At 68.4% G+C, this 11,633-nt stretch carries 13 protein-coding genes and 1 pseudogene; 2 read left to right on the forward strand and 12 right to left on the reverse strand.

Annotated features, from left to right (window positions below; genetic code table 11):
• Window positions 1-110 precede the first annotated feature (110 nt).
• Both OE856_RS10680 and OE856_RS10685 read left to right on the forward strand, forming a co-directional pair.
• Window positions 111-383: a hypothetical protein gene (locus OE856_RS10680; RefSeq protein ID WP_263716106.1), complete on the forward strand. Its 273-nt coding sequence runs from the start codon at window positions 111-113 to the stop codon at window positions 381-383.
• 96 nt (window positions 384-479) lie between these two features.
• Window positions 480-998, forward strand: a complete 519-nt coding sequence (locus OE856_RS10685) for a DUF3489 domain-containing protein (RefSeq protein ID WP_263716107.1) — start codon at window positions 480-482, stop codon at window positions 996-998.
• A 53-nt stretch (window positions 999-1,051) separates the two neighbouring features.
• Here OE856_RS10685 and OE856_RS10690 read toward each other — a convergent pair whose 3' ends face one another.
• The 12 genes and pseudogenes from OE856_RS10690 to OE856_RS10745 all read right to left on the reverse strand — a co-directional run bounded on the left by OE856_RS10690 (window position 1,052) and on the right by OE856_RS10745 (window position 11,536).
• Window positions 1,052-1,276, reverse strand: coding sequence for a hypothetical protein (locus tag OE856_RS10690; protein ID WP_263716108.1), 225 nt, complete (start codon window positions 1,274-1,276; stop codon window positions 1,052-1,054).
• Window positions 1,273-1,755 carry a hypothetical protein gene (locus OE856_RS10695; RefSeq protein WP_263716243.1) on the reverse strand — a complete coding sequence of 161 codons (483 nt, stop codon included), beginning with the start codon at window positions 1,753-1,755 and terminating at the stop codon, window positions 1,273-1,275. The genes OE856_RS10690 and OE856_RS10695 overlap by 4 nt, the downstream gene beginning before the upstream one ends.
• A 202-nt stretch (window positions 1,756-1,957) precedes the next feature.
• Window positions 1,958-2,545 (reverse strand): annotated as a pseudogene (locus tag OE856_RS10700) (DNA cytosine methyltransferase); the annotation flags it as partial.
• A complete protein-coding gene (locus OE856_RS10705) occupies window positions 2,469-3,845 on the reverse strand; it encodes a site-specific DNA-methyltransferase (protein ID WP_263716109.1) in 1,377 nt (458 codons plus the stop codon). The pseudogene OE856_RS10700 and the gene OE856_RS10705, both read right to left, overlap by 77 nt.
• Window positions 3,846-4,266: 421 nt before the next feature.
• Window positions 4,267-4,644, reverse strand: coding sequence for a DUF6362 family protein (locus OE856_RS10710; protein WP_109667473.1), 378 nt, complete (start codon window positions 4,642-4,644; stop codon window positions 4,267-4,269).
• On the reverse strand, window positions 4,637-4,837 hold the full coding sequence (locus OE856_RS10715; RefSeq protein ID WP_107890693.1) for a hypothetical protein: 201 nt from the start codon (window positions 4,835-4,837) through the stop codon (window positions 4,637-4,639). The genes OE856_RS10710 and OE856_RS10715 overlap by 8 nt, the downstream gene beginning before the upstream one ends.
• Window positions 4,834-5,373: a hypothetical protein gene (locus tag OE856_RS10720; RefSeq protein WP_229341962.1), complete on the reverse strand. Its 540-nt coding sequence runs from the start codon at window positions 5,371-5,373 to the stop codon at window positions 4,834-4,836. Before OE856_RS10720 ends, OE856_RS10715 begins: the two co-directional genes overlap by 4 nt.
• Window positions 5,374-5,713: 340 nt before the next feature.
• On the reverse strand, window positions 5,714-8,035 hold the full coding sequence (locus OE856_RS10725; RefSeq protein ID WP_263716110.1) for an AAA family ATPase: 2,322 nt from the start codon (window positions 8,033-8,035) through the stop codon (window positions 5,714-5,716).
• Window positions 8,032-8,799: a PD-(D/E)XK nuclease family protein gene (locus tag OE856_RS10730; RefSeq protein WP_263716111.1), complete on the reverse strand. Its 768-nt coding sequence runs from the start codon at window positions 8,797-8,799 to the stop codon at window positions 8,032-8,034. Before OE856_RS10730 ends, OE856_RS10725 begins: the two co-directional genes overlap by 4 nt.
• On the reverse strand, window positions 8,799-9,005 hold the full coding sequence (locus OE856_RS10735; RefSeq protein ID WP_028030726.1) for a DUF6511 domain-containing protein: 207 nt from the start codon (window positions 9,003-9,005) through the stop codon (window positions 8,799-8,801). The genes OE856_RS10730 and OE856_RS10735 overlap by 1 nt, the downstream gene beginning before the upstream one ends.
• Window positions 9,006-9,212: 207 nt before the next feature.
• Entirely contained in the window at window positions 9,213-10,901 is a 1,689-nt protein-coding gene (locus OE856_RS10740) for a DEAD/DEAH box helicase (RefSeq protein ID WP_263716113.1), read from the reverse strand.
• A gap of 14 nt (window positions 10,902-10,915) precedes the next feature.
• On the reverse strand, window positions 10,916-11,536 hold the full coding sequence (locus tag OE856_RS10745; RefSeq protein ID WP_263716114.1) for a hypothetical protein: 621 nt from the start codon (window positions 11,534-11,536) through the stop codon (window positions 10,916-10,918).
• Window positions 11,537-11,633 lie beyond the last annotated feature (97 nt).

The following is an 11,633-nucleotide window of genomic DNA, read 5'->3' on the forward strand; positions in this document are numbered from 1 at the left end:
GACGGCTCCGATTATCATTCAAGATCATGTGCTTATCGAGTTGATAAGCGCACCGGAGAGAGCGAACGTCCGTTCAGAAGGACGATGCAACTCACCACGGAGCCACCACGATGACCACGCGCCTGAACCCGATCACCCCCCCCCGCCACGAACTCCGCGCCGAGAAGGCGCGCCGGAACAAGGAGGCCGCACTCGCCGCCTTCATCGGCAAGAAGGCCGAAATCGACGAGATGCTCGCCCGCCTGCAGGCGCTCAGCGACGACCATTTCAACTGCCACCCCGACGAGGCGGGCTGGGCCATGGTCGGCACCCTCGAACACTACGCCAGCCTCCTGAAGCGCATCACCGACAGCGCCTTCGGCGAGGGCGAGCACGCCCGCTGATCTCCGGCACCGCCGGAACTCCCGCCGCGCGCCCTGCGCGGCTCGGGGTCGTAGAAGGCGCCGCATGACGCGGGCCTCGAGCAAGGAGACGACCCCATGACCCAGATTCAGCTTTCCGACGCCCAAGCCGTCATCCTGTCCACCGCCTGCGCGCGCGAGGACGGGGCGGTCTTTCCCGTCACCGCCAGCCTCAAGGGCGGCGCCGTCGGCAACGTCTGCAAGAGCCTTCTGAAGCAGGGCCTGATCGAGGAAATCGGCGCCACGGACCTCAACACGGTCTGGCGGCACGACGAGGAGCGCGGCCCGATCACGCTGCGCGCCACCCCTCTGGCCTACAGCACCCTCGGGATCACGGACGAGCAGGACGACACGCCGCCGGCTGAGACGCCAACCGCCCCGGTCCAGCGCCGGAAGGGCACCAAGCAGGAGACCCTGATCGAGATGCTCCGCGCAGAGGGCGGCGCGACCATCGACGAGATCGTCGCCCAAACGGGCTGGCAGTCGCACACGGTGCGCGGCGCCATGTCCGGGGCGCTGAAGAAGAAGCTCGGGCTCGAGGTCACCTCCGAAAAGGTCGAGGGGCGCGGGCGCGTGTACAGACTCCCCGCCGCCTGACGCACCGGACCCCGAAAAGTTGATGGCCGCCGTCCCTCCGGGGCGGCGGTCGATCATTTGGCGCTCCGCATCCGGATCGCCTCAAACACCCGGCGCAGGGCGAAGGATCGTGCGATGCTCACCACGGTGAAGATGGCGCCCATCTTCAGGTTCTGCGCCAGCGTCGTGTGCAGCCCGAAGACCGGGAAGATCAGGATCTGCGTGACGACGGCGACGCCGTAGCCGACGACCACGTTGGCGACGGACTCGACCAGCGACATGAGGCGGGATTGCTTCATGCCGCAGCCTCATCCATCGGCCAGCAACTCAGCTGCCAAAGTTCGCAGCGCGTGCGCTGCAACCAGGGGGACCACACCGTTGCCACAGAGCCGAAGCCGGTCCACCCGGTGGGCCAGCCCATCAGCGCCTCGACGAACAGCGGGTTCAAGGTCCGGCGCGGCTCGGAGGTATCGCTCCCAGCCATCGGCGTCACCAGGACCTGGCGGCCAAGTAGACCGTTCACCGGTGTGTTCGCCAGCGTCGTCGCCCCGTCCTTGTGATCCCGCGCCGTCGGCGTCATCCACATCTGACTGGCATAGGTCAGATCGGCTGTCTTGCGATTGCCCGCGCTCGGTTTGTTCCCGTCGGTTGCCATCGGCGTCGGCCAGTCCCGCGCCATGCCGTCCAGACCCTTCTCGTGCTTCCGATCTCCGCCCCGGCTGCGAAAGCTGTCGGTCTGCGGCGTCGGCCACATCGCGGCTGTCGTCGCGAGGTTCATGCCGTGCTGGCCCGCAGCCTGCGATGGCGTCGGCTTCGTCTGCCTGTTCTCGTTGGCGCTGGCCCTCGGTGTCGGCCAGAGCCGCAGCAGCTCCGTCCGGTTCCCGCCACTCGACCGGGTGCCAGAGCAGGCGCGCGGGGTCGGCCAGCTCGTCGCTCTCGCGGACGGCGAGGATGAAGAGCCGTTCGCGTTTGTGGGGCGCGCCGACCTCCGCCGCCGTGAAGAGGCCTGCCGCAAGTTTGTAGCCCATGCCGACCATTCCTGCGGCGACTTCGGGGAAGCCGAGGCGGAGATGATGGGCGACATTTTCGAGGAAGACGAAGGGCGGCTCGACCTCGCTGATGATGCGGGCGACATGCGGCCAGAGGTGGCGTGGGTCGTCCGCACCCCGGCGCTTGCCCGCGACGGAGAACGGCTGGCACGGATAGCCCGCAGTGACGATGTCCACCGCGCCGCGCCACGGGCGGCCGTCGAAGGTTTCAACATCGTCCCAGACAACAGCCTGATCCAGGGACGCGTCTTCCATCCGCGCCACGAGAGTGGCTGCGGCGTAGGTTTCCCGTTCGACATGGCCCACAGCACGATATCCGGGGATAGCAATGGTGAGCCCGAGGTCGAGACCACCTGCGCCGGAACAGAGCGAGAGGCCGAAGAGGCATGCGTCTCCGGCTCCGGAAGCGCGTCCGGGGGAAGGTAAAGCCAGGTCATGCATGTCACGCGGCGGTCTTGCGCTTTCGCGCGGGTTCGGGTGCGGCGTCCGTGTCCGGCGTATCGGCCGGGGCGTCGGCATCGTCGCCCAGCCGCTCGGTCCTTACCTGCGCAAAGGTCCGGCCGTCGCCGTCGAGGATCGCGTCGCGGCCGGTCTCGACCTGCCAGCGTTCCACGGCCACGTCGACGTAGGCCGCGCTGATCTCCATCGCGAAGACGCGACGGCCGTTGGCTTCGCCCGCCATGATCTGCGATCCGGAGCCCGAGAACGGCTCGTAGCAGAGGCCGCCCCGCGCCACATGCTGGCGCATCGGAATGCCGAAGGCGTCGAGCGGTTTCGGCGTCGGGTGATCGGGGCGCTCGTCCTTGGCGAAGGACGGCATCTCCCAGGTGGAAGGCAGCGTCTGCTCGGCGACCTTTGGCGGGCGGTTCGGGCGGCGCCAGCCCATGAAGCAGGGTTCGTGCTTCCAGAGGTAATGCGACCGGGTCAGGACGCCCCGGTCCTTCACCCAGATAATCTGCTGGTGGACGAAGGCTCCGGCCTTTTCCCAGCAGGCTTCCAGCATCCCTTGACGGCGAGAGGCGTGCCAGCAGTACCAGGCGGCATCCTCGGTGATCGCCTCGGCCACGGCCGCGGCGATGAAACCATCGTAAAGCTCGGCCCCCTGCGAACTGTCGTCCCAGGTCGTGCCGTAAGACGCGGACCAATCCTTGTTTCGCGTCGGGTGGTTGGAGCCGTCGTAGTCGACGAGATACGGCGGATCGGTCGCGAACAGGATCGCCCGCTCGCCATTCATCAGGCGGCGCACATCGGCAGCGCTGGTGCTGTCGCCGCACAGCAGCCGATGATCCCCGAGGATCCACAGATCGCCCGTGCGCGACGCCGGGTTGCGCGGCGGCTCCGGGATGGTCACCGGCGGCACGGAGCCACCGGCGCCACCTTCTTGCCCGTCCCCCTCCGGCACGTAGGCCAAGAGCTTGTCCAACTCGCCGTCGGAGAAGCCGACCAGCGACAGGTCGAAGTCGTCGGCCAGCAGGTCGTTCAGTTCCGCCGACAGCAGCGCCTCGTCCCAGGTGCCGAGTTCGGTCAGCTTGTTGTCCGCAATGCGATATGCCCGGCGCTGCGCCTCGGTCAGGTGCCCAAGCACGATCACCGGCGCCTCGGTCAGCCCGAGCTGCGTGGCGGCCAGTACACGCCCATGCCCGGCGATCAGCTCCCCGTCCTCACCGACGAGGCAGGGCACGGTCCAGCCGAATTCCGCCATGCTGGCGGCGATCTTCGCGACCTGGTCCGCGCCATGCGCCTTCGCGTTCTTCGCGTAGGGCTGGAGGCGCGACAGCGGCCACGTCTCGATCGCGTCCGGGGCGAAGCTCAGCGTCATGGTGGGCAAGGTTCCTTGGGGCGGGTGGATGCCGGTGGCTTCCGGACTCCGGATGCCGGGCCGGACTCCAAGCGGGGTCCAGCGGCCACCAGCGGTGTCCGGTCGGAAGGTCAGCGTTCATTGGTGTTTGCGCGGGGCGTGAGTGGGTCCGGCTTCCGGGTGGCTTCCCAAAAATCCGGCCCTGTCGCTGGCGATGTCCCGCGCTTCGCCCGCCAGCATACGAATATTGCTAGGAAGGAACCGGAAACTGCCGTGGGCTGGACCCCGGCCGGACCCTCGCTGGATACCGGGGTCCAGAAGGCCCCCGTCAACGCAAAGGGGAGAGCGAGCTTTCCAGCGCACTCTCCCCATCTTGCCTTCGGAATAGCATGGATCTGTTGCAGGTGTCGAAGGAAAAAGTGTTGCAACACATTGGAGTCGCTCACGCATTCAGTCGCGCGGCGATCTTGGTCAACGCCAGTTGCCAGCGACGCCATGCGGTCGTGCGGTCGCAGCCGAGTTCACCGCTGATCTGCTTCCACGGCACCCGGGCCGCGCGGGACCAGACCAGCTTGCGCTCCGCCTCCTCAATCCAGAGCACCCAGTCGAAGGTCTGCTCGAGCCGGGTGATCGCGGCGGCCGAGGGCCAGACCCGCATCGGCTGCGGCTCCATCGCGGCGATCTCGCGGCTGGTGCGCACGATGTCCGGCCAGGTGTTGAAGTAGCCCTGCGCCTTCACCGGCGGCAGCTTGCGCAGGGTGCGGAACGCCTCCTCGAAATGATCGGCGACGCAGTCGGCGGTCCATTCGCGATCAGCCATGGCGCACCTCCCTGTCGGAGGGACGCGGGCCGTAGAGCTTTTCGCCGAGCTGGCGGACCAGTTCACGCTCGGGCCAGGTGAGGCGGTCGTCATCGGCGGAGACCGCGAGGACGCCCTGTTCCTGCCAGCCCTCGCGCTTGACCTGCTCGGGATCCCGGCGTCGGCCGCCGTAGCCTTGGGGATGCCATCTCATGCGACACCTCCCTTCGTCTCGATCGCCCAGAGCAGGATGGCGATGGCGTCGGCCTCGTTGTCGTCGGCCGGGCTGAAGCCGCGGGCGCGGACGGCGGCGACCATGGCGGCCTTGTCGGCGTTGCCCTTGCCTGCGGCATGACGCTTGATCGTGCCGACCGGGACGCCCTCGTAGGGCACGCCGCGCAGCTCGGCCCATGCGGTCAGCGTGGCCATGAGCCCGCCGTAGATGTGGCTCGCGTCGGTGCCCGCGTGGCGGCGGACTTCCTCGAACCAGATGGCGGCGACAGGACCGGAGAGCCGGTCGATCTCGGTCAGCCAGTTGGTGAAGCGCAGATAGCGCATGCCGCCGCCGTCGAAGCGGCCGGGGCGCAGCGAGACGGTGCCGCTGGTGATCAGACCGTCATGGCCGCGGATCGCCCAGCCGGTCGAGGTGCCGAGGTCGAGCGCGAGGATGCAGCGGTTGCGGGGCGTGTCGAGCGGCAGCGATTCAAACCTTGCGCCGTCGCAATTCGGGATCAGAGTCGGCTGAGCCATGATGGGTCTCCTTTGCCGGTGGCCTGTGGTGGTGGAAGACGACGGCGGTCTGGTGCTTGGCGGTACGGGGCCGCCGTCGTCGGATCGGAAAGCACAAGGGAGCGTCACGGCGGCGCGCGCGGCTGGCCCGGACGTATGGGAGGAGTGGCCAACCCTGTGGGGTGGCCCTCCCATACGTAGTATGGGGGTTTGACACCTAACTGTTCCGGGAAGGCCAAGTGCCTGAAATCATTGCCGAATAAGACTTCATGAAGTCTTCGGGCATGAGTTTGGGACCTAACTCTTATTTGCCCGTAACCCGTTGATTTCATTGAGTGCACAGTTGGCGCTGTCATATGAGTCAGGCCTCACTCATATGAGTGAGGTCGTCCTCCAGCCCCTCCGGGTAGACCCAGACGGCGGGGTTTTCGACCTGCAGGCAGAGCCCGGATTGGGGGCACTTGAAGTGGCTGGGCAGGACCGGACGGACCTCGGTAGTGACCTCGCCGGTAGCCGGATTGACATGCTCGACGGGCGCGCCGAACTGCATCCCCTCGACGCAGAGGTAGCCGAACCGGGACCGGGTGACGGGGAAGCCGAACCCCGAGGGGTCGCGCAGGAACTTCACGAAGCCCTTGGTCGCCAGCACGCTGAGGCGCTCGCGAATGGTGTGCTTGCTGCCCAGACCGCCACGGTTCTCGAAGGTCTCGGCGAACTGCATCGCGGTGTAGAGGCGCTCGCTGGCCGCCTCATCCAGCAGCATGCCGAGGATGACATCATGCTTGCGCAGCCGCTCGGCATCGAGCTTGGCGCCGACCTCCCTACGCACCAGGCGCTCGTTCAGCGGGTTCAGTTCGACCCACTCGCCCTTCACCTTGTCGATCAGCTTGCCCGGCAGCGCGGGGCCGTTCCGCAGCTCGATCTCCAGCCTGCGGACGCTGCTGTCCTCGTCAGGCCGGTGCATTAGCAGCCCGGAGGTGTAGAAGCCGCGCAGCGCGCTGGCGCCGGAGAGCGCGAGGAAGGGATCGTCCTTGACCTGGTGCTTGGTGGCCTTGCGGGTGTGGTGGGCGAGGATGACGCCCGCGTCCGGACTGACCGCCTCGCGCAGGAGCTCCACGCGGTCCTTCAGGAAGAACATCATGGCGGTGTTGTCGTTCTCGCCGCCCCCCTCAGGTCCGCCGTCGAAGAGATTGCGGATCGGGTCGATGACGATGATGTCGGGCGGCGCGTCGGCGAATGCGGCCCGGATCGCCTCGGCAACGCGGGCGACGCCCTCCGCGTCGAGCAGCAGCTTCAGCTTCGGCGTGGCGATGAAGGTGTCGCGCGCGGCGGCGATCACGGCGGCGGGCAGAGCGATCTGCTGCATGCGCTCGCGCAGGTAGTGATACTGGATCTCGGCCTGCAGGTAGAACACGCGCAGCGGCCGCGGCGGCGTGAAGCCGAGGAACGGCACGCCAGCGGCCATGTGCACGAGCCATGAGATCAGGAAGTCGCTCTTGCCGACCTTGGGCGCGCCCCCCAGCACCAGGAGACCGCCCGGCGTCAGCACGCGCGGACCGATGATGTCCTCGGGCATCGGGCTCGTGTCGTCGAGCAGCGCGCCGAGGCTGAATGTCGGCAGCGGGCTGGCCGGGGCACCGGCGTGGGCCGCGCGCAGGAGCGGCGGACCGTTGCGCTTCACATGCAACGCCCAGAGCCGTTCGGACTCGGCCATCAGCCGATCGAGCGGCCAGGACGGTCGCAACATGGCGGCGTTGTAGCCGCAGATCGCCTCCCAGCCCGCGAAGGGATCGAGCCGGCCCTCGTGCACCAGGCGTACGTAATGGCCGATGGCGGCGCTGGCCCCTTGGAAGCGCGACCAGTCGTCAACCGCGCCTTCGCGCACCGGCGTGGTGAGCACCGCGTCGATGCCGGGCTTCGATGCTGGTGTGGCAACGTCGCTGGCGAAGCCCACGCCGGGGAGTGGCGGCATCTCGGCGACCCGTTCGGCGAAATCCGCAAGGTCCACCTCGACGTCGCGATGTTCGCGGATCTGCACGAGGCGTTGATGGCCATGCTTGTGATAGACGCTGCCCGGCACCCGGATCGGCTGGTGGGCCGAGCGGAAATGCGTGTCGCCGCCGACCTTCACGGCGATCTCGCCGCGCAGGCGGCAGAGGGTGACCAGATCCTCGCCCTCGGCGGGCTCGGTCAGTTTCCACCAGACATGGAGCTTGGCCGCGCCCTCTGGCGTGCGCCCGCCGCTTTCGATGATCAGCGTCGGCGGGCCGAGGTGGCGGCTGACATGGTCCAGCTTCGCCGGGATATCGCCTGCGTCGAGATCGACGACGATGGCCTGCATCTGCAGCACGTCGGCGGCGCGGGCCTGACCCTGTTCGGCGACCGTGCCGGGGATGACATAGACTGCCGCCCCCTCGCGGTTCGCCCACGCGGCGAAGGTCGCGAGTTTCCCCGGTGCGTTGTCGTCGGCCGGGATCCAGATGTTGTGCGGCTTGCCGTCCCGGCCCTGACCCTTGTCGACGAAGCCGCGGAGCGGGATCAGCCCCTCGCACCAGCTGAACACGGTATCGAGGAAGACAGAGATCTGCTCGGGGTCGTGGTCGCAGCCGAACGGGTTCTCGGACGGCGGCCCGTCGTTGAAGTCCATCCACGGGTTGAAGTGCAGGATGCCGTCGTCGCTCATGCCGGGAGCCTCCAGCAGCGCTCGGACCAGGGGCAAAAGCGGCATTCGAAAAAGTCGGGCGTGGTGGCGACGCGCGGCAGAAGCTCGCCTGCGTCGGTCGCCTGCAGGATCCGCACGCCCCGGTCGGACATGCGCTGCGCGAGATCGGCATCGAACGCGACCTGCTCGTGGTGCAGCTCGGCGGTGTCCTTGTTGATGGCGGTGAAGAACGCGGGCGCGGCGCTGATGCCGGGCACGCTGGTTTCCATGTAGGCCTGATAGACCGCGATCTGGGCGGCGTAGACCGGCTTCGACCTGGTCACGCCGTCCTTCACGCAGGCGCGCCAGTTCTTCGCGTTCATCGTCTTGCATTCCCAAAGGGCGGGAACGGTCAGACCGAAGCCCTCGGGCCCGGCAGCGACGATGCCGTCGACATGACCGCGGATGCGTCCGCCCGCGACGGAGAAGCCGAACTGGCCGCCATCGGGACGGTTGCCCTTGCGGGTGTAGAGGTCGAACCCGGCGCCGCGCAGCCAGGCGACGGCCAGATCCTCGAGGGCGTGGCCGATGCCGAAGATCCGCAGCGATTGACCCGAGAAGTCGTGGCCCTCGTCCTTCGGCGTCGCCGTGAACTCGAACTGCAGGGCGCGCTCGCAGGCATGGCCGAGACGCGAGCCGCCGAGGTAGTCGCGGGGCGGCCGCGTCGCCTGATCGGCGGTGAGCGCCCGATCGACGGCGGCGTTGACCCGGTCGGCGAAGCTGGGGCGGTGATTGTAATCCAGCATCAGAACGGCACCTCCGGCGTCTGCGCCCGGGCGATGTCGGACATGGCCTCGCGGAAGCCCTCGACGGCTTCCTCGATAAGTGCGCGCACCTGCGCCTCGGTCAGATCCGCAAGCGGGGTGGCCCAGCCGATCTCGTCCATCAGCAGCGCCACGCGCTTCATGGTGGCGGTGACGGCTGCGCGCTCTTCCTCAGTCAGGTCAACCATGGCGAAACGCTCCCGCGCCAAGCGCGTCCAGAAGGACTGGCAGGGCATCGAGCAGAACCAGACCGAGGGCCGGGGCTGCTTCGACCGGTGCGGATCGAACCAGCCAAAACCACGGGTGGGTTGCCGGCAGACAGCACAGAGCGTTCCACGCGGATGCCAGAGCCGCCGCCGGTCCTCGGCGGTGATGGGGGTGGATGTGGGCATGGGTCATGCCGCCCTCCGTTCGGGCGTAGCCGCCGCGTCGATCAGCTGGCGGATGGCGCGCTTGTTGAAGCCGAAGGTCATCAGCGCCGAGGCGCGGTAGCGCGTCAGGCCGAAGTCATGGCGGCACTCGGGCGGCAGGTACTGGAGCTGCTTCTCGGTCGGCGGCTGGCGCAGCCAGGAGCGGGTCTTGAAGGCGCTCTCGTCGGTCTCATGGGTGTTCAGCCAGTCGTCCGCCTGCGCGAGGCAGACCGTGCGCTCCCCGACGCCCAACAGATGCGGGCGTTCGCCCTTCGCGCCGCCGATGGCGTACCAGACCCCGTCCAGCCAGAAGATGCCGCCCCAGGCCGCGAAGCCCGTGGCCATCAGCGCGTCGTCCGTGCCGTAGAGGTCGACCCACGCGAAGCTGGACCGCTTCAGCAGGTCGATCTCGGTCATCATGAAACCCGAGAGCGGCGCTGCGGCCCCGCCTTCGCCCGCATCCAGATCCTCGCGCGGGAACGCCTCACCGCAGAGCGGACATTCCGTGGCGGCCAGCGGGATCTCCGCGTCGCAGGCCGGACAGGTCTTGGTGGGTGCCTCGCCGGTTTCGGTCTTGCCATCGAGATCGACGTCCTGCTCCAGCGTGCCGTGGATCAGGCTCGAGGTGCCGAAATCCAGCACGACGCAGTCGGTCTTGACGATGCCGGGGTGTTCCTCGGGATCGACGGTGCGCAGCCCGCGACCTACCATCTGGATCATCGTGGACTTGTAGGAGCTGGGGCGCAGCAGCACGACGCAGGAGGTGGGCGGATGGTCCCAGCCCTCGGTCAGCACCGCGACATTTACGACGACGCGAATGTCGCCCGCCGCGTAGTCGGCGAGGATCGCCTTGCGGGTCTCGGCCGCCAGATCGCCGTGGATCAACGCAGCGGAAACGCCTGCGGCCCTGAACGCGTCGGTGACGTGTTCGGCATGGGCGACGGTGGAGCAGAACACCACGGTCTGCCGGTCGCCCGCCTTTTCCTTCCAGTGGCGGATCACCTCGTCAGTGACGGGGGCGCGGTCCATGATGCCCGCCACCTCCGCCATGTCGAAATCCGACATGGTCTTGCGGACCGAGCGCAGCTCGTCCTGCACGCCCACGTCGATGACGAAGGTGCGCGGCGGCACCAGGTGGCCCGAGGCGATCAGCTCGCCCAGCCGCACCTGATCGGCAACATTGTCGAAAACCTCGCGCAGGCACTTCTTGTCGCCCCGGTTCGGCGTCGCCGTGACACCGAAGATGCGGGCGTCGGGATTGGCCTCGCGCACCCGGTCGATGATGCGGCGGTAGCTGTCGGCGATGGCATGGTGCGCCTCATCCACGACCAGCAGGTCGAGGCGCGGCATGTCGGCAAGGTTCGAGGCCCGCGCCAGCGTCGGCACCATGGCGAAGGCGACCTGGCCGCCCCAGGACTTCTCCGTGGCGTCGATGACCGAGGTGGCGACGCCCGGCACCACGCGCTGGAACTTGGCGCGGTTCTGCGCCGTCAGCTCGTCGCGATGGGCGAGCACGCAGGCCTTGGCCCCGTCGCCGATCATCTCGCCGGTGACCGCCGAGAGCATGATGGTCTTGCCCGCGCCGGTGGGCGCCACGCCCAGCGTGTTGCCGCGGGAAGCGAGCGCAGCCACGCTGCGCTCGACGAAGGTCTTCTGGCGGGGGCGCAGGCGCATGGCCGGTCTCCCCCTTACTGCGCCCAGCTCGGCCGACCGGCGTTGCCGGGGGCGGACGCGGGCTGGCTGGGCTGGGTGGCCGTGGTGGGCTGCGCGGCTTGGCCCTGCGCCGGGGCGGCGGAGACCTGCGGCGCGACCGTGCCCATGAGCGCGGCGTAGTCGCGATGGTCGGGCGTGACCGCGGCGCGGATCTCGTTCTTGTCCTCGCCGTTGGTGTCGGTGCCGATGTCGATGCGGGCGACGAATTCGACCCCGTCGAGATCGCCGAAGCCGTTGATGCGGCGGCGCGACTGCGCCTCCGGCGAGTTGTCCTTGTCGGACACGCCGCGCGCCGAGTTGAGGATGCCGCGGATCAGGCCGCGCCCCATGTTCGCCCAGTCCGGACCCTTGGGGCTGTAGAGGCCGATCAGCGACCAGACCTTGCGCCGGGCATAGGGCCCCTCGAGCACCGTGTATTCGGCGTCGAGATAGACGGCGCCGGTGGCGGCGCGGCGCGCCCAGCCGCCGGTCCAGCCCTGCGAGGGGTCGTCGAAGCCGCCGGGGCGGAGCGTCAGGCGCACCTTGGCGAGCGTGCCCTTGGGGATGACGTTGGTGTTGGATTGCGCGGAGTTGAAGTCGTTCCAGGGTCCGGACATTGCGCGGCTCCTTTCAGTTGGAGGGTGGGACGCGCAGCGGCGTCAGAAGGGGAAAGCCACCCCGGCGACCGGATCGGGACACCGGGCGTGGCGAGAG

The sequence above is a fragment of the Actibacterium sp. XHP0104 genome, assembly GCF_025751515.1.
In the GTDB taxonomy this organism is placed as follows: Bacteria; Pseudomonadota; Alphaproteobacteria; order Rhodobacterales; family Rhodobacteraceae; genus Actibacterium_D.

Coding starts and splice junctions, on each gene's coding strand:
- OE856_RS10680 (WP_263716106.1), top strand. CDS start 111: ATGACCACGCGCCTGAACCCGATCACCCCCCCCCGCCACGAACTCCGC.
- OE856_RS10685 (WP_263716107.1), top strand. CDS start 480: ATGACCCAGATTCAGCTTTCCGACGCCCAAGCCGTCATCCTGTCCACC.
- OE856_RS10690 (WP_263716108.1), bottom strand. CDS start 1,276: ATGAAGCAATCCCGCCTCATGTCGCTGGTCGAGTCCGTCGCCAACGTG.
- OE856_RS10695 (WP_263716243.1), bottom strand. CDS start 1,755: ATGAACCTCGCGACGACAGCCGCGATGTGGCCGACGCCGCAGACCGAC.
- OE856_RS10705 (WP_263716109.1), bottom strand. CDS start 3,845: ATGACGCTGAGCTTCGCCCCGGACGCGATCGAGACGTGGCCGCTGTCG.
- OE856_RS10710 (WP_109667473.1), bottom strand. CDS start 4,644: ATGGCTGATCGCGAATGGACCGCCGACTGCGTCGCCGATCATTTCGAG.
- OE856_RS10715 (WP_107890693.1), bottom strand. CDS start 4,837: ATGAGATGGCATCCCCAAGGCTACGGCGGCCGACGCCGGGATCCCGAG.
- OE856_RS10720 (WP_229341962.1), bottom strand. CDS start 5,373: ATGGCTCAGCCGACTCTGATCCCGAATTGCGACGGCGCAAGGTTTGAA.
- OE856_RS10725 (WP_263716110.1), bottom strand. CDS start 8,035: ATGAGCGACGACGGCATCCTGCACTTCAACCCGTGGATGGACTTCAAC.
- OE856_RS10730 (WP_263716111.1), bottom strand. CDS start 8,799: ATGCTGGATTACAATCACCGCCCCAGCTTCGCCGACCGGGTCAACGCC.
- OE856_RS10735 (WP_028030726.1), bottom strand. CDS start 9,005: ATGGTTGACCTGACTGAGGAAGAGCGCGCAGCCGTCACCGCCACCATG.
- OE856_RS10740 (WP_263716113.1), bottom strand. CDS start 10,901: ATGCGCCTGCGCCCCCGCCAGAAGACCTTCGTCGAGCGCAGCGTGGCT.
- OE856_RS10745 (WP_263716114.1), bottom strand. CDS start 11,536: ATGTCCGGACCCTGGAACGACTTCAACTCCGCGCAATCCAACACCAAC.